At 66.0% G+C, this 24,126-nt stretch carries 24 protein-coding genes; 11 read left to right on the top strand and 13 right to left on the bottom strand.

The features are described from left to right. Positions 1-31: 31 nt before the first annotated feature. Genes J4O76_RS12335 through J4O76_RS12325 form a run of 3 tightly spaced genes read left to right on the top strand, consistent with a single transcriptional unit; the run spans position 32 to position 2,216 of the window. Positions 32-1,180 (top strand): bifunctional 2-C-methyl-D-erythritol 4-phosphate cytidylyltransferase/2-C-methyl-D-erythritol 2,4-cyclodiphosphate synthase, encoded by a 1,149-nt coding sequence (locus J4O76_RS12335; protein WP_426282111.1) that lies wholly within the window; start codon positions 32-34, stop codon positions 1,178-1,180. Further along, a complete protein-coding gene (locus J4O76_RS12330; RefSeq protein WP_426282110.1) occupies positions 1,177-1,701 on the top strand; it encodes a hypothetical protein in 525 nt (174 codons plus the stop codon). Before J4O76_RS12335 ends, J4O76_RS12330 begins: the two co-directional genes overlap by 4 nt. Beyond that, positions 1,701-2,216: a CinA family protein gene (locus J4O76_RS12325; protein WP_056048893.1), complete on the top strand. Its 516-nt coding sequence runs from the start codon at positions 1,701-1,703 to the stop codon at positions 2,214-2,216. Before J4O76_RS12330 ends, J4O76_RS12325 begins: the two co-directional genes overlap by 1 nt. Here J4O76_RS12325 and J4O76_RS12320 read toward each other — a convergent pair. Both J4O76_RS12320 and lipA read right to left on the bottom strand, forming a co-directional pair. After that, the gene (locus J4O76_RS12320; protein ID WP_426282109.1) at positions 2,162-2,635 is read right to left on the bottom strand and encodes a type II toxin-antitoxin system RatA family toxin; all 474 of its coding nucleotides are present in this window, start codon (positions 2,633-2,635) and stop codon (positions 2,162-2,164) included. The two genes, J4O76_RS12325 and J4O76_RS12320, sit on opposite strands and share 55 nt — an antisense overlap. Next, complete coding sequence (gene lipA, locus J4O76_RS12315) at positions 2,635-3,561, bottom strand: lipoyl synthase (RefSeq protein WP_120300234.1); 927 nt, start codon at positions 3,559-3,561, stop codon at positions 2,635-2,637. Before lipA ends, J4O76_RS12320 begins: the two co-directional genes overlap by 1 nt. 174 nt (positions 3,562-3,735) lie before the next feature. Here lipA and J4O76_RS12310 point away from each other — a divergent pair, with 174 nt between their 5' ends. Beyond that, positions 3,736-4,377, top strand: coding sequence for a carbonic anhydrase (locus tag J4O76_RS12310; RefSeq protein WP_426282442.1), 642 nt, complete (start codon positions 3,736-3,738; stop codon positions 4,375-4,377). Positions 4,378-4,381: 4 nt separating this feature from the next. Here the strand turns inward: J4O76_RS12310 and J4O76_RS12305 are convergent, their stop codons facing one another. The 3 genes from J4O76_RS12305 to aspS all read right to left on the bottom strand — a co-directional run bounded on the left by J4O76_RS12305 (position 4,382) and on the right by aspS (position 8,599). Further along, complete coding sequence (locus J4O76_RS12305; protein ID WP_426282108.1) at positions 4,382-5,158, bottom strand: polyphosphate kinase 2 family protein; 777 nt, start codon at positions 5,156-5,158, stop codon at positions 4,382-4,384. Then, positions 5,155-6,555 (bottom strand): APC family permease, encoded by a 1,401-nt coding sequence (locus J4O76_RS12300; RefSeq protein WP_426282106.1) that lies wholly within the window; start codon positions 6,553-6,555, stop codon positions 5,155-5,157. Before J4O76_RS12300 ends, J4O76_RS12305 begins: the two co-directional genes overlap by 4 nt. Positions 6,556-6,775: 220 nt before the next feature. After that, the gene (aspS, locus tag J4O76_RS12295; protein WP_426282104.1) at positions 6,776-8,599 is read right to left on the bottom strand and encodes an aspartate--tRNA ligase; all 1,824 of its coding nucleotides are present in this window, start codon (positions 8,597-8,599) and stop codon (positions 6,776-6,778) included. 91 nt (positions 8,600-8,690) lie between these two features. Here aspS and rnd point away from each other — a divergent pair, with 91 nt between their 5' ends. After that, entirely contained in the window at positions 8,691-9,866 is a 1,176-nt protein-coding gene (gene rnd, locus J4O76_RS12290) for a ribonuclease D (protein ID WP_426282103.1), read from the top strand. Next, positions 9,863-10,159, top strand: a complete 297-nt coding sequence (locus J4O76_RS12285) for an I78 family peptidase inhibitor (RefSeq protein ID WP_426282101.1) — start codon at positions 9,863-9,865, stop codon at positions 10,157-10,159. The genes rnd and J4O76_RS12285 overlap by 4 nt, the downstream gene beginning before the upstream one ends. Before the next feature lie 31 nt (positions 10,160-10,190). Here J4O76_RS12285 and J4O76_RS12280 read toward each other — a convergent pair whose 3' ends face one another. The 4 genes from J4O76_RS12280 to J4O76_RS12265 are packed head-to-tail and all read right to left on the bottom strand — an operon-like array spanning position 10,191 to position 15,847. Next, complete coding sequence (locus J4O76_RS12280; RefSeq protein WP_426282100.1) at positions 10,191-11,702, bottom strand: Ppx/GppA family phosphatase; 1,512 nt, start codon at positions 11,700-11,702, stop codon at positions 10,191-10,193. Next, on the bottom strand, positions 11,699-13,864 hold the full coding sequence (locus J4O76_RS12275; protein WP_056058715.1) for an RNA degradosome polyphosphate kinase: 2,166 nt from the start codon (positions 13,862-13,864) through the stop codon (positions 11,699-11,701). Before J4O76_RS12275 ends, J4O76_RS12280 begins: the two co-directional genes overlap by 4 nt. Before the next feature lie 16 nt (positions 13,865-13,880). After that, positions 13,881-14,525: an HdaA/DnaA family protein gene (locus J4O76_RS12270; protein ID WP_426282441.1), complete on the bottom strand. Its 645-nt coding sequence runs from the start codon at positions 14,523-14,525 to the stop codon at positions 13,881-13,883. 11 nt (positions 14,526-14,536) lie between these two features. After that, complete coding sequence (locus J4O76_RS12265; RefSeq protein ID WP_426282099.1) at positions 14,537-15,847, bottom strand: heavy-metal-associated domain-containing protein; 1,311 nt, start codon at positions 15,845-15,847, stop codon at positions 14,537-14,539. Between J4O76_RS12265 and purM the strand changes: the two genes are divergently transcribed. The 4 genes from purM to J4O76_RS12245 are packed head-to-tail and all read left to right on the top strand — an operon-like array spanning position 15,846 to position 18,493. Next, positions 15,846-16,961, top strand: a complete 1,116-nt coding sequence (gene purM, locus J4O76_RS12260; protein WP_426282098.1) for a phosphoribosylformylglycinamidine cyclo-ligase — start codon at positions 15,846-15,848, stop codon at positions 16,959-16,961. The two genes, J4O76_RS12265 and purM, sit on opposite strands and share 2 nt — an antisense overlap. Continuing rightward, positions 16,954-17,526: a phosphoribosylglycinamide formyltransferase gene (gene purN, locus J4O76_RS12255; protein ID WP_426282097.1), complete on the top strand. Its 573-nt coding sequence runs from the start codon at positions 16,954-16,956 to the stop codon at positions 17,524-17,526. The genes purM and purN overlap by 8 nt, the downstream gene beginning before the upstream one ends. After that, the gene (locus J4O76_RS12250; RefSeq protein ID WP_426282096.1) at positions 17,523-17,888 is read left to right on the top strand and encodes an MmcQ/YjbR family DNA-binding protein; all 366 of its coding nucleotides are present in this window, start codon (positions 17,523-17,525) and stop codon (positions 17,886-17,888) included. Before purN ends, J4O76_RS12250 begins: the two co-directional genes overlap by 4 nt. After that, on the top strand, positions 17,885-18,493 hold the full coding sequence (locus J4O76_RS12245) for a hypothetical protein (RefSeq protein WP_426282094.1): 609 nt from the start codon (positions 17,885-17,887) through the stop codon (positions 18,491-18,493). The genes J4O76_RS12250 and J4O76_RS12245 overlap by 4 nt, the downstream gene beginning before the upstream one ends. Positions 18,494-18,613: 120 nt before the next feature. Here J4O76_RS12245 and J4O76_RS12240 read toward each other — a convergent pair whose 3' ends face one another. From J4O76_RS12240 to J4O76_RS12225, 4 genes are all read right to left on the bottom strand, one after another. Continuing rightward, a complete protein-coding gene (locus tag J4O76_RS12240; protein ID WP_426282093.1) occupies positions 18,614-19,132 on the bottom strand; it encodes a GNAT family N-acetyltransferase in 519 nt (172 codons plus the stop codon). After that, entirely contained in the window at positions 19,132-19,554 is a 423-nt protein-coding gene (gene ndk, locus J4O76_RS12235; RefSeq protein WP_056058698.1) for a nucleoside-diphosphate kinase, read from the bottom strand. The genes J4O76_RS12240 and ndk overlap by 1 nt, the downstream gene beginning before the upstream one ends. A 72-nt stretch (positions 19,555-19,626) precedes the next feature. Beyond that, positions 19,627-20,073 (bottom strand): DNA polymerase III subunit chi, encoded by a 447-nt coding sequence (locus J4O76_RS12230; protein ID WP_426282092.1) that lies wholly within the window; start codon positions 20,071-20,073, stop codon positions 19,627-19,629. A 115-nt stretch (positions 20,074-20,188) separates the two neighbouring features. Then, the gene (locus tag J4O76_RS12225; RefSeq protein WP_426282091.1) at positions 20,189-21,664 is read right to left on the bottom strand and encodes a leucyl aminopeptidase; all 1,476 of its coding nucleotides are present in this window, start codon (positions 21,662-21,664) and stop codon (positions 20,189-20,191) included. Positions 21,665-21,844: 180 nt separating this feature from the next. Between J4O76_RS12225 and J4O76_RS12220 the strand changes: the two genes are divergently transcribed. Beyond that, positions 21,845-24,112 carry an LPS-assembly protein LptD gene (locus tag J4O76_RS12220; protein WP_426282090.1) on the top strand — a complete coding sequence of 756 codons (2,268 nt, stop codon included), beginning with the start codon at positions 21,845-21,847 and terminating at the stop codon, positions 24,110-24,112. The last annotated feature ends 14 nt before the right edge of the window (positions 24,113-24,126 follow it).

Genomic DNA, 24,126 nt, shown 5'->3' with positions numbered 1-24,126 from the left:
GAGCGTCGGGGCGAACCGCTAGGGCGCAAGGATGACACAGGCACAGCGTATCGTCGCGATCATCGTCGCGGCCGGAACCGGCGTGCGCGCGGGGGGATCGGTTCCCAAGCAGTTCGCGCCGATCGCCGGTCGGCCGATGATCGCCTATTCCTATGAGGCGTTCACGACGCACCCGGCCATCGCCGAGACGATCGTCGTCGTCGCCGAGGGCCAGCAGGGCTTGGCGACCGCAGCATTGCGGCAGGTATCGATCGTCGTCGGCGGCGCCACCCGGCGCGAGTCGGTTACCAACGGCCTCGTGACGGCCGGCGACGCGACGCATGTGCTGATCCACGATGCCGCCCGTCCCTTCCTGTCGCACGCGGTCATCGATTCGCTCGTTGCCGCCTTGAAGACCCGGGACGCGGCCATTCCGGTGCTGCCGGTGACCGATACGCTCGCGCGCGGCAGTGTCCTGTTGGGCGATATCGTGCCGCGCGCGGACCTCAACCGGGTGCAGACCCCGCAGGCGTTTGCCGTGGAGACACTGCGTGCCGCCCATTCCGTCTGGCCGGCGGACGAGGAGGCGACCGACGATGCGCAGATGGTGCGACGGCTTGGCGTCGGCGTCGCGTTGGTGCAGGGCTCGGCGATGCTCGAGAAAGTCACGCACCCAGAAGATTTCGCAGCCGCCGAAGCGCGTGTCGCGTACGAAACCCGTACCGCGATGGGGTTCGACGTCCACCGCCTCGAAACCGGCGAGGAGCTCTGGCTCGGCGGCGTCCTGATCCCGCACGACAAGGGGCTGTCGGGGCATAGCGACGCCGACGTCGCGCTCCACGCGCTGACCGATGCGCTGCTCGGCACGATCGCGGCGGGCGATATCGGCACGCATTTCCCGCCGAGCGACCCACAGTGGAAGGGCGCCGACTCCGCGCAGTTCCTCCAGCATGCCGCCAAGCTGATCGCCGACAAGCGCGGTCGCATCGATTTCGTCGACCTGACGATCATGTGCGAGGCGCCGAAGATCGGGCCGCACCGTACGGCGATGACCGCGCGGATCGCCGACCTGCTCGGGCTCACGCTCGACCGGGTCAGCGTCAAGGCGACGACGACCGAACGGCTCGGCTTCACCGGGCGAGGCGAAGGCATTGCCGCGCAGGCCGTTGCGACCATTCGCTTGCCCGGATCGCCGCTGTGAAGATCGTCGGCGCACTTGCCGCGATCGCGCTCCTTGCCAGCCCGGCGGTCGCCCAACAGCGTTGCATCACCGGGCCCGAGGCCGAATCGCTGACGCTCGTCGCGATGCCCGACATTCTCCGCGAAACCGGTCGCGTCTGTGCGGCGCAGCTTCCCGCCAGAAGTCTCATCCGATCGCAGTCAAGTGCGTTGATCGACCGGTATCAGGTCGAGTCCGACCGAGCATGGCCGGCAGCGCGCGCGGCGATCGTCAAACTCAGCAATCCAGCCGTGGACGCGATGCTCGATTCGGAGTTTGCGCGACCGCTGCTGACGACGTTGCTGGTGCCACAGATCGTCGGGCGGATCGCGACGCGCGATTGCGGGACGATCGACCGGATGGTGACGCTGCTCCAGCCCTTGCCACCGCGCAACACCGCGGGCATCGTCGTCGAGACGTTGCGGTACCTCAAATCCCAGAAGTCGCGCAGCGGAGATATCGCCGCGGTGGCGATGCTGCTCTGCCCGGTGGAGACACGCTGATGGATACGATCCTTCCCGCCGAACTGGTCGACGCCGCACGCAAAGTGGTCGAGCAGAACCGCGCGATCGGCCGCCGGGTCGCGGTCGCCGAGAGTTGCACCGGCGGGCTGGTCGCGGCTGCACTGACCGAGATCCCCGGGTCCTCCGACGTGTTCGAGGTCGGCTTCGTCACCTACTCGAACGCCGCCAAGCTCGGCGTGCTGAAGATCAGTTCGGACGTGCTCGAAACGTTCGGCGCGGTGTCGATCGCGGTTGCGTGGAGCATGGCGCAGGCTGCGCTAAAGCAGTCGGGCGCCGACATCGCGGTGGCGATAACGGGCGTCGCTGGCCCCGGTGGCGGTTCGCTAAAGAAGCCGGTCGGCACCGTGGTGTTCGGTCGCGCTGAGAAGGGCCGCGACCCGTCCGACGTCCACGCCGATCGCAAGGACTTTGGCGATCTCGGTCGTGGTGGGATCCGGCTTCAGGCCGCGTTGTGCGCGCTCGAACTCTTGCTGCCGGATGCGTCCGCCCCGTAAAGCTCAGCGGCGCGAGTCTCGAACGCGCCGATCATCTTGCGCAGTGCAGCGCCGAACACCTGCCCGGCGATCATCTCGAACATCCGGTTCTTGAACGCGAAGTCGACGGTGAAGTCGACCGCGCAACCCTGCGGCTCTGGCCGAAAATGCCATTCGTTGCGTAGATACTTGAGCGGGCCATCGACGTAATCGACGTTGAGTTCGCTCGGCCGGACCTTCTGCACGCGCGACGTGAACGTCTCGCGCAGGCCCTTGAAGCCGACGATCATGTCGGCGAGCGTCTCCGTATCGCTGTTCGAGCGCACGCGCATCGCGCTTACCCAAGGCAGGAATTCGGCATAGCGACCGACATCGGCCACCAGGTCGAACATCTGCTCAGGCGTATAGGGCAAATGGCGCGTTTCCGAATGCTTCGGCATCAGATGCGCGCGACGCCCAGCTTTGCGTCACGGTTTGCACGCAACCGCTCGAAATCATCGCCGGCGTGATAGCTCGACCGGGTCAGCGGCGACGATGCGACCAGCAGGAAGCCCTTCGCGCGCGCTATCGAGGCATAGGCGTCGAACGCCTTGGGCGGCACGAACTCGGCGACCTTGGCATGGCGCGGCGTTGGCTGGAGATACTGCCCCATCGTCAGGAAATCGATGTCGGCGCAGCGCATGTCGTCCATCACCTGATGGATCTCCAGACGCTCCTCGCCGAGCCCGAGCATCACGCCCGACTTGGTGAAGATCGACGGATCGTGCTTCTTGACGCTCTCCAGCAGCCGCAACGACGCATAGTAGCGCGCACCCGGGCGGATCGTCGGATAGAGCCGCGGCACGGTTTCGAGATTATGGTTGTAGACGTCGGGACGCGCCTCGACGATCGACTCGATCGCGGCCTGCGCCTTGTTGCGGAAGTCGGGCGTGAGGATCTCGATGGTCGTCGTCGGGTTCGACGCGCGGATCGCCTGGATCACCTTCACGAACTGCGACGCGCCGCCATCGGGGAGGTCGTCACGATCTACCGAGGTGATGACGATGTGGTTCAAGCCCATCTGCGCAGCCGCATCGGCGACGTTCTGCGGCTCCATCCGATCGACCGCGCGCGGCATACCGGTCTTGACGTTACAAAACGCGCACGCCCGCGTGCAGGTATCGCCGAGGATCATGACCGTGGCGTGCTTCTTCGACCAACACTCGCCGATGTTCGGACACGCCGCCTCTTCGCACACGGTCGTTAGGCTTTTGGATCGCATGAGCTCACGCGTTTTCGCGAAGCCAGCGGAGGTCGGCGCCTTGACGCGGATCCAGTCGGGCTTGCGCGCACGGACCGGCGCAGCCATCGGGGTCATGTCGTTCATGCACGCCAGATAGCCCCGCCCTGCCGTCGAGACAATGGCGGCGGACGCCGTCGGCGGGTTGGAACCATCGGACGAACCGGATAAAATCATGGAACCAGTTTCAACATGACAAGTTTTTCATGTTGCATCGCAAACTGATATGGAAGGCTATCCGTGCCAACACACTTTCCGGAAATGATCGAAGGCTATCACCGCTTCAAGGACGGCCCCTGGGAGGAGCAGCGCGAGCGCTGGAAGGAACTGAAGGACGGCCAGAGCCCCAAGGTGATGATCATCGCGTGCTCCGACAGCCGCGTCGAACCCGCGCAGATTTTCGATACGCTGCCCGGCGAAGTGTTCGTCGTCCGCAACGTTGCCAACCTCGTACCGCCGTTCGAGACCGGTGGTGGCCATCACGGTGTCTCGGCCGCGATCGAGTTCGCTGTCACGCAGCTGAAGGTCGAAGAGATCGTCGTGATGGGCCACGAGAAGTGCGGTGGCTGCAAGGCGGCGCTGACCCAGGCGTTCGCGGATGCCGAGCGGGGTGCGGGCGGGTTCGTATCCGATTGGGTGAGCCTGCTTGACGGTGCCCGCGAGAAAGTCATCGCGAAGTACGGCGATAGCGAACAGGCCGGTCGCGAGATGGAACTCGAGTCCGTCCGCACCTCGATCGCCAACCTGCGGACGTTTCCGTTCGTGACCGAGGCAGAAGCCGCCGGCACGCTGGCCCTTCGCGGCGCCTATTTCGGCATCGACAAGGGCCAGATGCTGCTGCTCAACGAGGATGACGAGTTCATCCAGGCAGAGTCGACAGAAGCCAAATCCGCGAAAGCCTAACGGGTCAGCGAAGGCCTAACGCCTTCTCCGCCACCTTCTTGACCTTCGGGTCGAGCGGTGGCGGCACCATCGATACGCCGGCTTCGAGGCGGTCCGCGATCAGCGTCAGCGCTGCGATCCGGGCCGCCTTCTTGTCGTTGCCGTCGATGACGCTCCACGGCGCGGTCGCGGTGTCGGTGCGCGCGAACATCTCGGCCATCGCCTCCAGATACTCGTCGCGCCGCGATCGGTTGTGGAAATCGTCGAGCCCGGTCTTCCAATGCTTCCACGGATCGTCGAGCCGCGCTTCCAAGCGCCGGTCCTGCTCCTTCTGCGTGGTGTGGATGAACAGCTTGATCAGCGTCGTGCCGCTCTCGACCTGCTGCGCCTCGAACGCGTTGATCTCGTCATAGCCGTGGCGCCATTCGGTCTCGCTGGCGAACCCCTCGACGCGCTCGACGAGGACACGGCCGTACCAGCTGCGGTCGAACACCGCGATGTTGCCGTTGGCGGGCAACCGGTTCCAGAAGCGCCAGAGGAAATGATGCGCCTTCTCGTCCGCGGTCGGCGCCGAGATCGGCCAGACCTTGTAGTTGCGCGGGTCCCATTCGGCGGAGAGACGCTGAATGATGCCGCCCTTCCCTGCCGCGTCCCAGCCTTCGAACATCACGATCGCGCGCGTACCGCCGACGATGTGCGCGACCTGGATATGCTCGAGGCGCTTTTGCAGCGCTCCAAGGTCGTGCTTGTACCTGCCGTCGTATTCGTCGCCGTCTTCGTAGTCGGCCAGGTGTATCGTCATGCATCGCGCTCCGTCGCAAGGGTCGGGATCTGAACGTTCCAGGCGCCCCGTCGGCGCAGGACGAACCAATAATAGGCGATCGACAGCAGGATCTGCGCGGCCGTCATGATCAGGCCGGGGCGCCCCTCCTCGAGATCGAGCCAACTCGTCCAGCAGACATAACCGAGCGCGAGCAGCGTCACGATCGGCGCAAGCGGGTATAACGGCATCTGGTAGGGTGCATGGGCGGTCTGACCGGTACGCCTGCCGACCATCGCCGCGACGCAGATGCCCGCGTAGATCGCGACGAGGCCGGTGCCGCTGAGCACGAGCAGCAACTGGAGCGGCAGAAAGCACGCGACGATGCCGAACCCGCCGACCAGCAGCGTGCCGACCCAGGGGGAGCCGAACTTCGGGTGGACCTGCGTCATCCATTGGTCGAGTGGACGGCCCCAGCTTCCGTCGCGCGCGGTGCCGTAGAAGAAGCGCGCGCAGGCGAGGATGCAGGCGATGACCGCGTTGACGATCGCGACGACGACGCCGATCGAGAGCCAGTTCGCCATCGTGGTGCCGCTGCGGAGGGTGACGAGCAGGCCGAACGGGTCGTCGGCGGTGAGCGTGGCGTGGAGATCCGGCACGCCGACGAGGACCGCGACGATCGGGATACCTTCGAACAGAAGCGTGAGCGCGAGCGAGGCCATGATCGCGCGGGCGATCAGCCGGGGGGCGTCGAGCATCTCCTCGCCCAAATACACCGCCGCGCCACAGCCATTGAGCGCGAAGATAGCGATCGAGGTGGCGAGGCCGATCGAAGCGGCGGACGCGGGAACGAGCGCGGCCCCTTGCGGCATCACTGGGTGGAGCAGGAGGTCGCCGATTGGACGGACGGTATCGGCGAACCCGAGCCAGACGACCGCGAGGATGGCGAGCATCTCGACCAGCAGGAAGAGCCCAGTGAGCCAGGCGTTGACGCGGATCCGGAGCATCGCGACGAGCGTCGCCCCGGCGACCACGGCGATCGCGACGGGGATCTGCGGCAGGCCGGGAACCAGCGTGCCCAGCACCGCGCTGACGCCTAGCCCTGCGACGGGCGGGAAGAGCAGGTTGTTGAAGACGTTGACGCCGAGCATGACGAACCCCGCCATCGGCCCGAGCGTGTGCGCGACCGCGACATACTCGCCGCCTGCGACCGGCCAGGCGGACGAGAGCTCGGCATAGACGAATGCGGTGGCGACGCACACGAGTCCGGCGATGAGCGTTGCCCAGACCGCGCCGGTGCCCGCGACCTGGAGCATGCCGGGGACGATGACGAACACCGACGATGCCGGGGTCGCGACGGAGAGGGTGAGGAACAGGACGCCCGTCACGCCTAAGCTGCGGACGAGGCTTGGCGCCGGTGTCATCTGATCGTCGCGCATGCCAACCCCTTATCGTGCAGAGGTATTTGCATGGTTAGCTAGGTGGGGAAAGCGGTGGAGGAGATAACGTCTTTCCCTCGCCCCTACGGGGAAAGGGAGGGGCCCGGCCGCGCTTGCGGGTGGGAGGGAGAGGGGACGTTGGCGGACACCAACCGCCCCTCACCCTCCCGGCGCAAGCGCGCCTCCTTCCCTCTCCCCGTTGGGGCGAGGGACAGCTAGATCACCCCGCGCTCGGCGCGACCACCTTCGTCGCGTCCTTGGGACCATCCACCGTCAGGCGGATGTTGAGTTCCTTCAGCTGCTTGGCACTGACCGGGCTCGGTGCGCCCATCATCAAATCCTCGGCCTTCTGGTTCATCGGGAACAGCACGACCTCGCGGATGTTCGGCTCGCCCGCGAGCAGCATTACCATCCGGTCGATCCCCGGTGCGGAGCCGCCATGCGGCGGTGCGCCGACCTTGAACGCGTTGATCATGCCCGCAAAGTTCGTGTCGACATCGGCCTGCGTGTAGCCGGCGATCTCGAACGCCTTGTACATGATCTCCGGACGGTGGTTCCGGATCGCGCCCGACGACAGCTCGACGCCGTTGCAGACGATATCGTACTGATACGCCAGGATATCGAGCGGATCCTTGTTCTCCAGCGCGTCCATTTCGCCCTGCGGCATCGAGAACGGGTTGTGACTGAAGTCGACCTTCTTCGCATCCTCGTCATATTCGAACATCGGGAAGTCGACGATCCAGCAGAACTCGAACCGGTTCTCGTCGATCAGGCCGAGGTCGGCACCGATCCGCGCCCGGGCGGCGCCCGCGAGCTTGGACGCGGGCAGTTCCTTGCCGGCGGCGAAGAAGATGCCGTCGTTTGGCCCGAGGCCCATCTCGGCGATTAGCTTCCGCGTCGCTTCCTCGCCGTGGTTCTTAGCGATCGGGCCGCCGAGCTCACCGTTCTTCTGCGTGATGTAGCCGAGCCCGGCATGCCCCTCGGCGCGCGCCCAGTCGTTCATGTCGGTGAAGAACTTACGGCTCTTGTCGGCGGTGTTCGGCGCGGGGATCGCGCGGACCACGTCACCACCGGCGACGATCCCGGCGAACAGGCCGAAGCCCGAATCGACGAAGTGATGGCCGACGTCGTGGATCAGGATCGGGTTGCGCAGATCGGGCTTGTCGCTGCCGTACTTCAGCATCGATTCGCGGTAAGGAATGCGCTTGAACGGGAGGGCCGAGACCTGACGGCCCTTGCCCTGCCAGTCGGCGAATTCCTCGAACACGCCGTGGAGCACGGGCTCGATCGCATTGAACACGTCGTCCTGCGTGACGAAGCTCATCTCAAAATCGAGCTGGTAGAATTCGCCCGGCGAGCGATCGGCGCGTGCGTCCTCGTCGCGGAAGCACGGCGCGATCTGGAAATAGCGGTCGAAGCCGGCGACCATCAACAGCTGCTTGAACATCTGCGGCGCCTGCGGGAGCGCGTAGAACTTGCCCGGATGAACGCGGCTCGGCACGAGGTAATCGCGCGCGCCTTCGGGTGACGATGCGGTCAGGATCGGCGTCTGGAATTCGGTGAACCCCTGCCCGTTCATGCGGTTGCGCAGCGAAGTGATCACCTGGCTGCGGAGCATGATGTTCGCGTGCAGCCGCTCGCGACGCAGATCGAGATAGCGATAGCGCAGGCGGATATCCTCGGGATACTCGGCCTCGCCCGCGACCGGCATCGGCAGCTCGCCGGCCATCGACTGGACCGTCGCGGCGGTCGCACGAATCTCGATCCCGCCGGTCGGCAGGTTCGGGTTCACGGCTTCCGGCGCGCGTGCGGTCACCTTGCCGGTGATCGTGACGACACTCTCGCTCTTCAGACCCTCGATGACCTTGAAGACCGGGCCGCTGACGTCGGTGACGATCTGCGTGATGCCGTAGTGATCGCGCAGATCGATGAAGACGAGGTCGCCGTGATCGCGCTTCTTGTGGACCCAGCCGGAGACGCGGACCTCTTCGCCGACCTGTTCGGGGCGGAGGGCGGCGCAGTTGTGGGTGCGATAGGCGTGCATGATGGGTCTTCTCGGACGATAAACAGGTGCCTCGCGCTTCCCTTCCCTACCGGGCTTTGTCAACCCGGACGAGGCTCGCTATGGACGGGCAATGCATATCCACCCGCTTATCTCCGACAGTGCCACGCTCGCCAATCTGTGTGCGCGCATGGCCGACGCCGACTATGTGTGCGTCGACACCGAATTCATGCGCGAGAGCACCTATTACCCGGAACTCTGCCTGATCCAGATCGCGGACGACAAGGAAGCCGCGGCGATCGACCCGATGGCGCCGGGGATCGACCTGAAGCCGCTGCTCGACCTGCTCGTCGAGAATCACGACGTGCTGAAGGTCGTCCACGCCGGCGGGCAGGACATTGAGATCGTCTACAACCTCACCGGCAAGACGCCCTTCCCGCTGTTCGACACGCAGGTCGCGGCGATGGCGCTCGGCCAGGGCGAGCAGATCGGCTATTCGAACCTTGTCGACAGCTGGCTCGGGATCGCTGTCGACAAGGGTGCTCGGTTTACCGACTGGGCGCGCCGGCCGCTCGATGCGCGACAGATCGAATATGCGATCGGCGACGTGACGCATCTGTCGAAAATCTTCCCGAAGATGCTGGAGCGGTTGCGCAAGACCGGGCGCGGGGTGTGGCTCGATCAGGAGATGGAGCGGCTTGGCGACACCGCCAATTATGCGAACGATCCCGATCTTGCGTGGAAGCGCGTGCGGATTTCGGGGCGCAAGCCCGAGGTGCTGGGGCGGTTGAAGGCACTCGCGCGCTGGCGGGAGCTGGAGGCGCAGGCGAAGGACCTACCGCGCGGGCGGATCGTCAAGGACGAAACGCTGGGCGACATGGCGGGGCATCCGCCGAAGAAGCAGACGGACTTGGCGCGGGTGCGTGGGCTTTCGGCGACTTGGGCTGGGAACGACATCGGTGGCCGCTTGATGGCGGCGATCGAGGGCGCGCAACCACTTGGCGACGACGAACTGCCGCCGCGCGACGATCGGAAGCCGGGGCTTGGCAAGGAGGGGTCGCTGGTGGCGGACCTTCTCAAGCTTCTGCTCAAGATCCGCTCGCGAGACATTGATGTCGCGTCGAAATTGTTGGCGCGCACCGATGAACTCGAAGCGTTGGCGGCGGGTGTTCGGACCGGGCTGCCGATGCTCGAAGGCTGGCGGTTCGACCAGTTCGGCCGCGACGCGCTCGATTTGGTCGAGGGGCGGCTGGCGTTTGCGGTGATCGGCGGAAAGCTGAAGATGACGCGTACGGAGGATGCCGCATGAGGATGGTTCTGGTTGCGGCGTTACTCGCGTCGGCGGGGTGTACGCCGGTCGAGATGCGCGGCGAGACGCCTGCCGCTGCGCCGGTCGCGGCCGCCTGCAATGCCGACTCGCTCGGCGATCTGGTCGGCAAGCGGGCGAGCGATGCTCGGGCCGACGTGATGCAGACGCGATCGGGTGCACGCACGCTACGCTGGATCGCGCCGAACACGGCCGTGACGATGGATTTCCGCGCTGATCGTCTGAATGTCTATGTGGACGCCAAGGGCCGGATCGAACGCTTCACCTGCGCTTGAGCCCATTGATCCTCCCCTAGAAGGGGAGGATTCAGGAGAGCGCCAGTACGGGCTTGCGTCCCAGGGCGGCGGCAAGCGCGTTATGGCGACGTTCCACCGCTTCGCCGTAGAGCCCACGATCATCAGGGCGCAGCGTCAGCGTAAGTGATACCCCGTCATCTGCGAGCCCTGATCGTTTCAAAGGTCCTGCCAAGCCACCACTCATTCGCTGGCCTAGTCGCATAGCGAGGCCCCAAGCAGTCGCGCTTTTCACCGCTGCCGGAGACGCGAGGAGACCAACTGTTTCACCGGCGGAGAGATCGCCGCCAAGGCTCGTATAAAGAGCTTGCGCCAGCATCCCCCGGCCAGGCGCGTCAATCGCGACCCAGTTGCCGTGCAGCGCGACCTCGACGCCGCGTTCGGCGCGGAACTCGGGGTTGGCGCGCCAGCCTACGTCCGCAAGCAAGCATGCGGTGTGGCGAATGCGTGCCATCGCGGGTGGCTCGGTGGTGAACAGCGGTGCGATCCAGCGATCGAGGAGATCGCCATGCTCGGGGAAGCGACCGAGCAGGCGGCCCTCTTCGCGGGCGGCTACGATCAGCGGATCGAGCGTTCGGTCTGCTGGCTTCAGGTCTTCGTAGAGCAGGCCCTCGCGCAGACCATAGGCGGACACGATCGTCGTCCGGCTGCCAAGCTGCCGCACCAGCACGCCGAGCAACGCCGCGGCGTCGGCGAGCGTTGCCGTGCGGCCCGACGACAGCCCCGGAATCGCCTTCAGGCGCGGCTTGGATAGCTGTGGGATCGTCCGGCTCAGCCGAGTGATCGTCGCGGCGGTCATCGAATATTGGTGAATGATCGGCAGCGGATAGTCCGACAGCTCCATGTCGAGCCGTGCCAGTGCGCGCCACGATCCGCCGACCAGATACAGCGGAAGCCCCTGCCCCTTCGCGGTCCAGCCGGCCTCGCGCACCAGGCGCGCCACGTAGCGCGCGAGCACCTTGCCACGCTTCGCCCGGATCGGGCCGATGCGGAGGACGCCGAGCGGAAACGAGACGCGGTCCTCGATCTTGCCGCGGCGGACGCGGACGAGTTCGAGACTGCCGCCGCCGAGATCGCCGACTATGCCATCCGCCTCGGGGATCGCGGACAGCACACCGTAGCCAGCCGCGCTGGCTTCCTGTTCGCCCGACAGCGTCTCGACGGTCAGGCCGAGTTGTTGAGCCGCGGCAATGAGTTCGCCGCCGTTCTTCGCATCGCGTACTGCCGCGGTTGCGACCGTGCGGAGCGTCGAGCATTCCATTTCCTTTGCCACCGCCGCGAACCGCGCCAGCGCGACGCGTGCCGTTTTCAGCGCCGACTTCTCGATCGCGCCGGTAGCGGCGAGCCCACGACCGAGCCCCGCCAGCACCTTCTCGTTGAACCGTATCGCGGGCAACCGCGGCGGCCCCTGGTAGACTACCAGCCGGATCGAGTTCGAGCCGATGTCGATGATCCCGGTGCGCGGGTGATCGTCGGTCTCGGCCTTGGGCGGGGAATTGCCGAACAGGATATTCGTGACGCTCATCGTTTTCGGCGGAGCGACAGGGTCGGCACGGCATTGCTGGTCGCGAGCGAGGCGCCGCGGCCGGAGAGCGAAGGATTCGTCATGAAATACCGATGCAGGTTGAACGGGCGGTCGCCGGGATCGACGCGGCTATATTCGCCGTCGGGGCCTAGCTCCCAACTCTGCTCGTTGTCGATCAGGTTCGCGACCATCACCTGATCGAGGATCTGGTCGTGGACGGTCGGGTTGAGGATCGGCAGCATATATTCGACGCGGCGGTCGAAGTTGCGCGGCATCCAGTCGGCCGACGAGATGAACAGCTTGGCGCCGTCGTTGGGCAGCGCCTTGCCGTTGCCGAACGCCCAGATCCGACTGTGTTCGAGGAACCGCCCGATTACCGACTTCACCCGGATCGTCTCCGACAGGCCGGGTACACCGGGGCGCAGGCAGCAGATGCCGCGGATGATGAGGTCGATCTCGACCCCTGCCCCGCTCGCTTCGTAGAGCTTCTCGATCACCGCGGGGTCGACCAGCGAGTTCATCTTCGCCCAGACGCCGGCAGGCTTGCCGGCGCGTGCGTTGGCGATCTCGACGTCGATCAGGTTCATGAGGTTCTGGCGGAGGTCGCGCGGGCTCAGGCTGACGCGGGCCATGTCGGTCGGTTCGACATAGCCGGTGATGTAGTTGAACATCTGCGCCGCATCGCGCCCGACCGCGGCGTCGGCGGTGAAGAAGCTGAGGTCGGTATAGATCTTGGCGGTGACCGGGTGATAATTGCCCGTGCCGAAATGGCAGTAGGTGCGGAATGCCTGTCCCTCACGGCGGACGACCAGCGAGACCTTGGCGTGCGTCTTCCAGTCGATGAAGCCGTAGACGACCTGCACGCCTGCACGCTCCAATGCGGAGGCCCAGACCATGTTCTGCTCTTCGTCGAACCGCGCCTTCAGCTCGACGACCGCGGTGACGGACTTGCCAGCCTCGGCCGCGGTAATCAGTGCGTTGATGACCGCGGGCTGCTTGCCCGCGCGATAGAGGGTCTGCTTAATCGCGACGACGTCGGGGTCGTTCGCCGCCTGTTTCAGGAAGGCGAGCACCACTTCGAACGTCTCGTACGGGTGGTGGACGACGATGTCCTTGGCCTTGATCGCCGCGAAGCAATCGCCGCCGAATTCACGGATCCGCTCCGGGAAGCGCGGCGTGAAGGGCGGGAATTTCAGGTCGGGACGATCCTCGTCGACCAGCCCGTCGAGGTCGACGATGCCGAGCAGATTGCCGCTCTCGGTAATGATCGCGTCCGCACCGCCGAGTTCGTCCTTGAGGACCGCGGCGAGCACGTCGGGGATGCCGGTTTCGAGTTCCAAGCGGATCACGCGGCCGCGGCGCCGGCGCTTGATCGCGTTGGCGAAGTAGCGGACGAGATCCTCGGCCTCCTCCTCGATCTCCATGTCGCTGTCGCGCAGGACGCGGAAGCTGGCGGCGGCGAGGACTTCGTAGCCGGGGAACAAGACCGGCGCGAACCGCTTCAGGATCGATTCGATCGAGATGTAGCGCGCAGGCTCGCCAGGCAGGCGAACGAAACGCGTCATGGTGTGCGGGAGCATGACCAGTTCGCGGACCGGCTCATTGTCCGAGCGGCGGACGAGGTCGAAGATCACCGACAGGCCGCGGTTCGGGATGAACGGGAACGGGTGTGCGGGGTCGAGCGCCTGCGGGGTCAGGATCGGGAAAATCTGATCGCGGAAATGCGTTTCGAGCCACTCGTCGGCCTCACCCTCAACCGCCTCGCGCCGGAGGACGAACAGTCCGGCTTCGTCGAGCAGCACGCGGAGATCGCCCCACACCGCCTGCTGGCTCGCCATCAGTTCGTCGGCCTCGCGGACGATCGCGGTCAGCTGCTGGCCCGCGGTGAGGCCGTCGGCCGAGCGGCGGTCGACGTCCTGCGTCTGCTGTCCCTTCAGGCCGGCAACGCGGACCATGAAGAACTCGTCGAGGTTCGAGCCCGAGATCGACAGGAAGCGGAGCCGTTCGAGCAACGGGTGCGCGGGGTTGCACGCCTCCTCCAGCACACGCCGGTTGAACGCCAGCCAGGACAGCTCGCGGTTGAAATACCGGTCGTTCGGCTCTGCGCCGATGGGATCGTCGTCGTCTTCCGATTGGCGGACGATATGGGCTGGACGGTTCATCGGGCCTCTTGGGGGCTTATGGTGGCGTGAAGAGCGGGAGGTCGAGAGCGAGTTGCGGCCGGAGGATCAGCCCGGCCTCGGTGAGTGTGGTTCGTGCAAGAGGAATGGACAAGCGCTTGCGACGTTCCATCGCCTCTTGGTCAAGCGCATCGACGGTTCGCGTTACGGTAATATGACTGCGCTCGATTCTGGTCGCGAGCCAGTCGATCAGATCGGGGCGCGCATCGAGGCTGCGCCGCTCAAACAGATGCGCGAGCAACAGCCGCATGAGTTCGTCGTCGGGCGCGCCGATCGCCGCGATCGGGCTTGCGGCGAGGCGCGAACGCAGGTCTGGAAGCTTTACCTTCCATTCGGGCGGCGCGGCGTCGGCGACGATCAGCAGCGGCCTGTGCTCCTCCTGCGCGCCGTTCCAGGCGTGGAACAGCTGTGCTTCGGGCACGCGCTCGGCATCGTCGATGATCGTGCCACCGCTCTTCGCCGCGAAGATCCGCGCGAGCAGGCTGCGGCCCGATTTGCGCGGGCCGGTGAGGATGGCGGTCATGACGGGCCAGGTCGCGGTGTGCTCCAGCGTGTGGACCGCGCGCGAGTTGGAAGGGGTAACGAGGAAGGCGTCGTCGCGAGGGTCCGCCGGCCACCCGAGTGGCAGCGCAATTTGAGTCATCTTGGTCGCGCTCACCCTGTCGTCGCATTGTCCGCGGGCAAGTCCGGCGGAAGAAGTTGGGCGACCCGGCGGATGCGGATCGTCTGGCCGGAGCCGAATACCTGGTAGCCGCGGGCTTCGAGCGCGGTCTTTAGCGCGACGGGGTCGCCATCGTACGCGACGCGCATCAGTGAGACGCCGCCGAGCGCGAGACTGGTCGTTGCCGCCGAGCGAACACCGGGGATCGCGCGAAGTGCTGCTTCGGTCGAGGAGACGTTTGCTGCGGCCGGCGTATCGAACTGGACGATGACCGAGATCCCCTCGCCGCCGGTCAGCACCGCTGTGTTAGCGTCGGCAGTCTCGTCGGTCGGCAGGTCCTCGATCACCGCGGCTTCGGGCGGCGGCGGTGGCGACAGGCTGTAGTCGACGCGGAGCGAGCCGTTGCGGCGTGCCTGCTGATACAGGTCGTCGATCCGCTTCACCCCGGTATCGAGCAGTTGGGCGATGCCGTCTGGTGTGCCGACTCGCAGCGTGAAGCTGCCGATCAGGTCGTTGTCGGGGCCGTGGCGCGCTTCGAACACGCCGATCACCGGGCCGCCGGGCCATTGGCGATAGAGCTTTACGACCGGCATCAGCACGTCGCTCGCGCCATATTGGTCGAGGATCGTCCGCCACCAGCCGCGGCCGGGACGCTGCGTCTGGCCGACGTTGAGCAGCAGCGCGTCGGGGCCGGAGCCGGACGGGCGGACATAGTCGATGCTGCTGTTGCCGGTGCGATAGCGCGCCCAAGCCTGCTGCCACTGCGTGCTTTGCTCGAACGCCTGGCCGACGCCGCCCGAATATTGGATCGGGATCGTCAGCATCGGTTGCGAGCGATCGGCGTAGGTCGAGATGCCGAGGATCGAACCCGCGCGGCCGCGATCGAACAGCACGCCAAGCTTGGCGATGTAGCGCTGCGGGCCGATCTGTTCGTTCTCGACGACGATTCCCGAGACCAGCGAATCGAGCGTGCCGTCGGAAACGAGGCCGCCACCACCGCCGAGCCGGTTCGACAATTGGACCCAGGCCTTGCGCTGGGCGAGCCGCCAGCCGCTGTAGCGCGCGGCGTCCGCCGTCTTGCCGGCGACATCGACCGTGACGCCGCTCACCTCGTACGCGCTGCCGCTGTCGACCGGGGCTGCGCCTCGGCTGCCGCCTTCGATCTGCGCGAGCACTGTGCCGCCGCCCAATAGCAGGGCAGCGCCGGCGAGGGCGGCAGGAAGGGCTTTGATACGCGTCACGCGGGCCTTTTGGCGAAGCAGACGTAGAAATCCAAGCGCGATGTGGCTAGCAGCACCGATCATGACCGATACGCCAGACTCCGCCGCTCCCGCTTCGGGCCCTTACACCTACGCTCAGGCGGGCGTTTCGATTGCCGCGGGCAATGCGCTGGTGCGGGCGATCGCCCCGCTCGCGCGCTCCACGCGTAGGCCGGGGGCGGATGCCGATCTTGGTGGCTTTGGCGGGATGTTCGACCTCAAAGCGGCCGGGTTCGTCGATCCTTTGCTGGTCGCGGCGAACGACGGCGTCGGCACCAAGCTGAAGCTGGCGATCGAATGGGACCGGCACGAAGGCGTCGGCGTCGACCTCGTCGCGATGTGCGTCAACGACCTTATCGTCCAGGGTGCCGAGCCGCTGTTTTTCCTCGATTATTATGCGAGCGGGAAGCTCGATGCGGCGGTCGCCGAGCGCGTTGTCGCCTCGATTGCGGAAGGCTGCAAGACCGCCGGCTGTGCGCTGATCGGGGGCGAGACCGCCGAGATGCCGGGCATGTATGCGGACGGCGATTACGATCTGGCAGGCTTCTGCGTCGGTGCGGTCGAACGGACCAACGTTCTCACCGGGCGCGAGATCGCGGCGGGCGACGTGATGCTCGGGCTGGCGTCGTCGGGCGTGCATTCGAACGGGTTCTCGCTGGTTCGCAGGCTGGCGACGGATCGCGGGTGGAAGCTCGATCGACCCGCGCTGTTCGACCAGGACAAGTTGCTGATCGATCATCTGATGGCGCCGACTCGCATCTATGTCGCGAGTTTGCTGCCGTTGCTGCGCGAGCGCCGGATCAAGGGACTGGCGCACATCACCGGTGGTGGCCTGCTCGAGAACATCCCGCGCGTGCTGCCCGAAGGCGTGCATGCGGTGGTCGATGCGGATGCGTGGGAGCAGTCGCGGTTGATGGCGTTCCTGCAAGCCCAAGGTGCGATCGAGCCGGAGGAGATGGCGCGGACGTTCAACTGCGGGATCGGCATGGTCGTGATCGTCAGCGCCGACGAGGCCGAGGCGGTGACGGCGGCGCTTCAGGCGGCGGACGAGACGGTGTTCACGATTGGGCGGATCGAGACCGGCTCGCACGGTTGCACGGTGCGCGGGTCGGCCGGCACGTGGAGCGCGCGCGAGGACTGGACCGCGACGCATGGCTGACAAGACGCGCGTCGGCGTGCTGATCTCCGGGCGCGGATCGAACATGATGGCGCTGGTCGGCGCGTCGCGCGCGGCGGAGTGCCCGTATGAGATCGCTCTGGTCGCGTCGGACAAGCCCGATGCGGCTGGGCTCGCATGGGCGCGGACGGAGGGTGTAGCAACGTTCGCGCTCTCGCCGAAGGGGCTAGGGAAGCCGGCTTATGAGGCGGCGATCGATGCGGCGTTGCGCGAGGCGGGTGTCGAGGTCGTTGCGCTGGCTGGCTATATGCGGTTGCTGTCGGACGGGTTCGTTGCGGCGTGGCGCGATCGGATCGTCAACATCCATCCGTCGCTGCTGCCCAAGTACAAGGGCCTCGATACGCATGCGCGGGCGATCGCGGCGGGCGATGCGGTCGGCGGGTGTTCGGTGCATGTCGTGACCGAGGAACTCGATGGCGGCGTGGTGCTGGGGCAGGCCGAGGTGCCGATCCTTGCCGGCGACGATGCCGACGCGCTTGCGGATCGCGTGCTGGCGGCGGAACATGCTTTATACCCCAAGACCTTGGCGGAGTTCGTGACGCGATGACCGATCTGTCCCCCCTCGACCGTGTCCGCTCGGCGGCGCTGGCGTTGCCCGAGACCGAAGAGACGGTCTCGCATGGGCAACCGACCTTCTTCGTCGCCGGCAAACAGTTCGTGCAGTTCCGGGCGGATCATCATGGCGACGGGCTGACCGTAGTATGTGTGAAGACCGGCGGGAGCGACGAGCAGGCGATGCTGATCGAGGCGAACCCTAGCGTGTATTCGCGGCCGGCGTATCTTGGTGCGACTGGTTGGGTCGGGATGAAGGTTGCGGGCGATCCGGATTGGGCGCTGGTCGAGGACCGGATCGCGCGGAGTTGGGAATTGGCGGCCCCTGCCCGCTTGCTGGAGGCTGGCGGACGATGAGCACCGAGACACCTACCGAACGGCGCGAGGCTGCGGCGACGCGGCGGCGTTGGGTCACGCTGGCCGAAGTGGTGGCGGTGGCTGGCGTGCTGATCGCCGCGCTGACGCTGTGGACCAACTGGTCGGATCACCGCGCGAACGAGGCCGACAAGATCGCGGCGCAGTCTAGTGCGGCGCGCGAGCGGACGAAGATCGACCTGTCGGCGATCGTGCAGGATGGCGGCGATACGCTGTTGCTGAAGGATGCGCGGCACGATCTTCAGGACGTGACGATCACGTTTCCGCGCGCGCTGGTGGTATCGCCGCAGCGGCCGCCGGCCGAGCCGATCATTGACAAATCGTGGTTCTCGAAACCGCTTCTGAAGCTGACCGATGGCGGCGCGGACAACCGAGCAGGCCGGTTGCCCGTTCTCGTCAGCCTCCAATATTTTGATGGCGACACGACCCGGTCGGCGAGCGGCATCTATGAAGTGATCTGGAAGACCAAAGCCGGCTTGCCCTTTATGGGTCGGTCACTGAAGCTCGAGGGCTTGCGGGTTCGGCAGCGTGGTGGGGATCAGGCTAGGCTTGATGCGATCTGGGCGAAAGAGAAGCCGGCGGCTTAGCCTTCGTCATGCCGGGCTTGTTCCGGCATCCACGGTTCCGCGCACTCGACAAAGTATAGTTTGCGGAACGGTGGACCCCGGAACAAGTCCGGGGTGACGGAGAGTAGTGGATCGATTCGCTCAAACCGCTCGCGCGTAGACCGGGTCGTCGTGGAGGGTGGTGCCGACCATGAACTGGCGGGAGCCGATTACCTTGAAGCCCTGGCGTTCGTAAAAGGCTCGGGCGCGGGTGTTCTGGTCCCATACGCCTAGCAGGACTCGGGTTCGACCTGCGGCGGCGGCGTCTTCGAATGCGCGGGCCATCAGCGCGGCGCCCAGGCCTGAGCCTTGTGCCTCCTTCATGAGATAGATGCGGCGGAGTTCTGTGTCCGCGGGGCCGGGTTCGATCGGGAAGTCCGGCGCGGTCAGTACCGTGTAGCCGATCGGTGCGTGACCGGGCTCGTATTCGGCGAGCGTCACGATCGTCGCGGGATCGGACAGCCACGTCTCGAACGCGGCGACGCTGTTGTTGCGCGCGCAGTGGGCGACGATATCCGCCCCCGTCAGCACGGTCGCATAGGTATCGAGGAACGTGGCGGATGCGACGAGCGATAGCGCGGGCGCATCGCCCGGCTCGGCCCGTCGCAGCCGCCAGGTCATCAGCCGACGATTTCTTCGGGCTTGAAGAAGTACGCGATCTCGATCTCGGCGTTCTCGTCCGAATCCGAACCGTGCACCGAGTTGGCTTCGATCGACTCGGCGAGTTCCTTGCGGATCGTGCCGGCGTCGGCGTTGGCGGGGTTGGTGGCGCCCATGATGTCGCGGTTGCGCTGCATCGCGTTCTCGCCTTCGAGAACCTGGACGACGACCGGGCCCGAAATCATGAACGAGACGAGCTCACCGAAAAACGGACGCTCCTTGTGGACCGCGTAGAAGCCTTCGGCCTGCTCGCGGGTCATCTGGATGCGCTTCGAAGCGACGACGCGCAGGCCGGCTTCCTCGAGCATCTTGGTGACCGCACCGGTCAGGTTGCGGCGGGTTGCGTCGGGCTTGATGATCGAAAAGGTACGGTTCGCGGCCATGATGGTCACGGGCTCCTGTGTTGACGGTAATCGGATGCGCGGCGCTTAGGCGGGGCGCGGCGCTAAAGCAACCTATGCGGCCTGTTCCCAGCGGCCGGAGTCGTTCTGCTTCCAGTAGCGGCGTTCGACGCCATCACGGTCAGCCAACGCCTTCCACGCTAGACGCGCTTCCTGGATCGCTTCGTCGTCGAAGATGTGGAAGGCACGGTCAAAGGTTAGGATAAGGTCACGCCAACGGCCGTCTACCACCGCGACGTTGCGGGCGGCATTGGCGGGGGCGGTTTCTTGGATATCCTGAGCGATCAGAATGGGTTGGGCGGTGTCGTCGTTGCTGCCGGCCTGGGCGTGGGGGAGGAAGCTCTCGGGGGCGTAGGACCAGAGGAGACGGTCGAGCGCGACGCGTTGGTCTTCGGGTTCGGCGACGATCAGGAGGCGGCCGCCGGTTTGGACGACGCGCTCGGCTATGCGTGGGAGGACGCGGTCGAGGGGGCTGGTTAGGTGGTAGAAATCGACCTGCATGCTTACTCCCCTTCCGCTTGCGGGGGGGTCGGGGGAGGGCTTTGCCTCGCTCGACGCCGCTCGCGGTTGGCCCCTCCCCTAACCCCTCCCGCAAGCGGGAGGGGAATTCTTGGCCTCAGCCCTCAAAATTGTCCGCTACGAACTGGTCGAGCAGGCGCACGCCGTAACCGGTTGCGCCCTTGTCATGGTTCGTCCCCGGCTTGTCGGACCAGACCATGCCGGCGATGTCGAGATGTGCCCACTTCACGCCCTCGTCGACGAAGCGCTTGATGAACTGCGCCGCGGTGATCGAGCCGGCGCCGCGGGGGCCGACGTTCTTCATGTCGGCGATCGGCGAGTCGATCAGCTTGTCGTAGGCGGGCGACAGCGGGAAACGCCAGAGCGTGTCGCCGGTGGTCTTGCCGGCCGCGATCAGCTGGTCGGCGAGCGCGTCGTCGTTGGCGAAGATGCCGCCATTCTCGGTGCCGAGCGCGACGATCATCGCGCCGGTGAGCGTGGCGAGATCAACGATCGTGGTCGGCTTGTGCGCCTGCTGTACCCAGGTCACGCAATCACACAGCACGAGGCGACCCTCGGCGTCGGTGTTGAGCACTTCGATCGTCTGGCCCGACATCGAGGTGATGACGTCGCTCGGACGCAGCGCGGCGCCGTCGGGCATGTTCTCGACCAAGCCCATCACGCCGACGACGTTCGCCTTGGCCTTGCGGCTCGCGAGTGCCTTCATCGCGCCGGCGACGGCACCTGCGCCGCCCATGTCCCACTTCATGTCTTCCATGCCCGCGCCGGGCTTGATCGAGATGCCGCCCGAATCGAACGTCACGCCCTTGCCGACGAACGCGAGGGTGGGCGCGTCGGCCCCTGCGCCGTTCCACTTGAGCGCGAGGATGCGTGCTTCACGGCGCGAACCCTGGCTGACGCCGAGCAGCGAGCCCATGCCGAGCTCGGTCATCTGCGCTTCGTCGAGCACGGTGATCTCGAGCCCGAGACCCTCGACGTCCTTCGTCACCTTCTCGACGAAGCTCTCGGGGTAGACGACGTTCGGCGGCGACGTGACCAGCCAGCGGGTCAGGTCGAGCCCGCCGGTAACCGCAGCCGCTTCGGTCCAGGCTGCATCGGTGCCGTCTGGTGCGCCAGCAATGGTTATCTCGGTCAACGTCGGCTTCGACTTCTCAGCGAGCTTGGTGCGGTACGTGTCGTAGCGCCATGCGCGCTGGGCGGCGGCAGCGGCGAAGTGTGCGGCGGCCTTGGCGGTCGGCGTGGCACCGGCCGAGAGGTCGGCCACGACCAACGTCGCGCCCGAGGTCAGCAGGCGTGCGGTGATCGCACCGCCAGCCTTCTCCCAATCGGCGGTCTCGCCAGCGCCGACTCCTACTAGCAGGACCTGGCGGACCGCGCCGTCGGCGGGCACGAACAGCTCGATCACCGAGCCTGCTTCACCCGCAAAGCGTGCCGCAGACGCCGCACTGGTCGCCACCGCCTCGCCATCGCCGCCGATCGCGCTCCAGTTGATCGTCGCCAAGCCGTCCTTCGCGACGGGCACGGCGAGGATCGGGGCGTTGGCGGGAACGGTCGGGGCGAAGACGATCTGCATGAAGAAACCTCGGGAAGCTTTTGAACGGATGTGCGTACCCCATAAGTTGATGCCGCGGGTACGGCAAAGCAAGGTGGCGGCCTGTCATCTCACGGCGATTGCAGGGAAGCGCCGGTGATGCGATAGGCGGGCGATATGGCGGCAAACGGCTGCCCAGTGCCAAAGGGGTTGGTTCGGATCGTGTTGCGTATCGACCTTTTGACGGGTTGCGCCCTTTCGCTCGCGTTGGCGACCGGGATCGCGGCTGCGCCTGCCCAGGCCCAAGATTTCCAGAACCGCCCGGTCGCGCCTCCGGTGCAGGACCCGCCGGTCGCCAACGCGTCGACAACGACGCCGGCTGAGGACCAGGTACAGTTCAGCTCCACCGCGCTGGAGTACAACACCAACACCGATATCGTCACCGCGACGGGTGAAGTCCGGATGTTCCGGCAGGGCAGCCGGCTTCGCGCCGACAAGGTCGTCTGGAACCGCAAGACCGGGAAGGTCGTCGCGACTGGCAACATCGCCGTCACCAATCCCGAAGGCGACATCGCGTATGGCGACGAGATCAACCTGACCGATTCGCTGAAGGACGGCGTGGTCGACAACATGCTCGTCGTGCTGGAGCAGGGCGGAAGACTCGCGGCGAAGCAAGGCACGCGCGACGCCGACGGCACGGTCAATTTGAAGACCGCCGCCTACACGCCGTGCAGCGTCACCAACACCGCCGGTTGTCCCAAGGAGCCGACGTGGAAGATCACCGCGGTCCGCGTCACCTATCGCCCCGAGCGGAAGCGCATTTTCTACAAGGGCGCACGGTTGCATCTGTTCGGGCTGCCGAGCCTGCCGCTTCCCGAATTCTCCAACCCGGTCGGTGGCGGCAGCGACAGCGGCCTGCTCTCGCCCAACGGTGGCTATAGCCGCGTCAACGGCGTCGAAGTCAGCGTCCCCTATTACTGGAAGCTCGCCCCGAACCAGGGGCTGGTCATCACGCCGCACATCTACAGCAGCGTGCTGCCGATGGCGCAGGTCGATTATTCCGCGCTCAATTCGAAGGGCGCGTTCAAGGTACGCGCCTACGCGACCGAAAGCCGGCGCAGCGACGACCTGACGACCGCCACCCCGACCGACACGAGCATGGCGTTCCGCGGCTATATCGACGGCATGGCGCGCTATCAGCTAACGCCGAACTGGACCGCGAGCGGGTCGCTCCGCCTGACGACCGACCGCACGTTCCTGCGCCGCTACGACATTTCGCGCGACGACCGGTTGCGCACCACCGCGAGCCTGGAGCGGATCGACGACAGCAGCTATTTCTCGCTGAGCGGCTGGTACGCACAGACCCTGCGCGTCGCGGACAGCCAGGGGCAGCAGCCGATCGCGCTGCCCGAAATCGATTATCGCAAGCGATTTAACGATGGCCTCGTCGGTGGCCGGTTCCAGCTCCAGCTGAACACGGTCGCGCTGACCCGCACCGATGGGCAGGACACGCAGCGCGCGTTCGCGAGCCTGCAATGGGATTTGCGCCGCTTCACGAACTGGGGCCAGGAGGTCACCTTCACCGCGTTCGCGCGGGGCGACCTGTATAACAGCAACGAGATCGATGCGACGATCAACCCGACCTATCGCGGGTTCGGCGGCTTCCGCCAGCGTGCTATCGGCGCGGCCGCAGTGGACGTGAAATGGCCGTTCATCGGTACGTTCCTGGGCGGTACGCAGCGCTTTACGCCGCAAGTGCAGTTCGTCGCAGCACCGAAGGTCGCCAATCTTTCGTTGCCGAACGAGGATTCGCGCGCCGTCGACCTGGATGACACCAACCTGTTCTCGCTCAACCGGTTCGCCGGCTATGATCGGTTCGAGGATTCGTCACGCGTCACCTATGGTGGCGAATGGGCGCTCGACCTGCCGGGAATCGCGTTCACCACCAACGTCGGCCAGAGCTATCGTGTCGACAAGCGGCCGACCATCCTGCCCGACGGCACCGGGCTCAGCGACCGGTTCTCCGACATCGTCGGGCGCAGCGAGCTCCGGTTCCGCGACTTCGTGTCGATCGTCCACCGCTACCGGCTCGACAAGGATGGCTTCGCGATCCGCCGCAACGAGCTGGACGCGACGATCGGCTCGCGCGCGACCTATGTGCTGGTCGGGTATCTCAAGCTCAACCGCAACATCGATGCATCGATCGAGGATCTGCGCGACCGCGAGGAAGTCCGCGTTGCGGGACGCGTGCAGTTCGCACGGTTCTGGTCGGCGTTCGGTTCGGGCGTGGTCGATTTGACCAACGCGTCGGAAGATCCATTGTCGCGCAGCGATGGCTTCACGCCGATCCGCCACCGGCTGGGCGTCCAGTATGAGGACGACTGCCTGCGTCTCGGCGGAACGTGGCGGCGGACGTACAACGACACCGGCGACGCGCGGAAGGGCAACAGCTTCCTGTTGACGCTGGCCTTCACCAACCTCGGCCGCTAAGCCCGCGTTCAGCT

This window comes from Sphingomonas sp. NFX23, from assembly GCF_049887795.1.
Taxonomy (GTDB): Bacteria; Pseudomonadota; Alphaproteobacteria; order Sphingomonadales; family Sphingomonadaceae; genus Sphingomonas.
The sequence above is the reverse complement of the archived record's forward strand: the minus strand, read 5'-3'. Positions and strand labels throughout refer to the sequence as shown.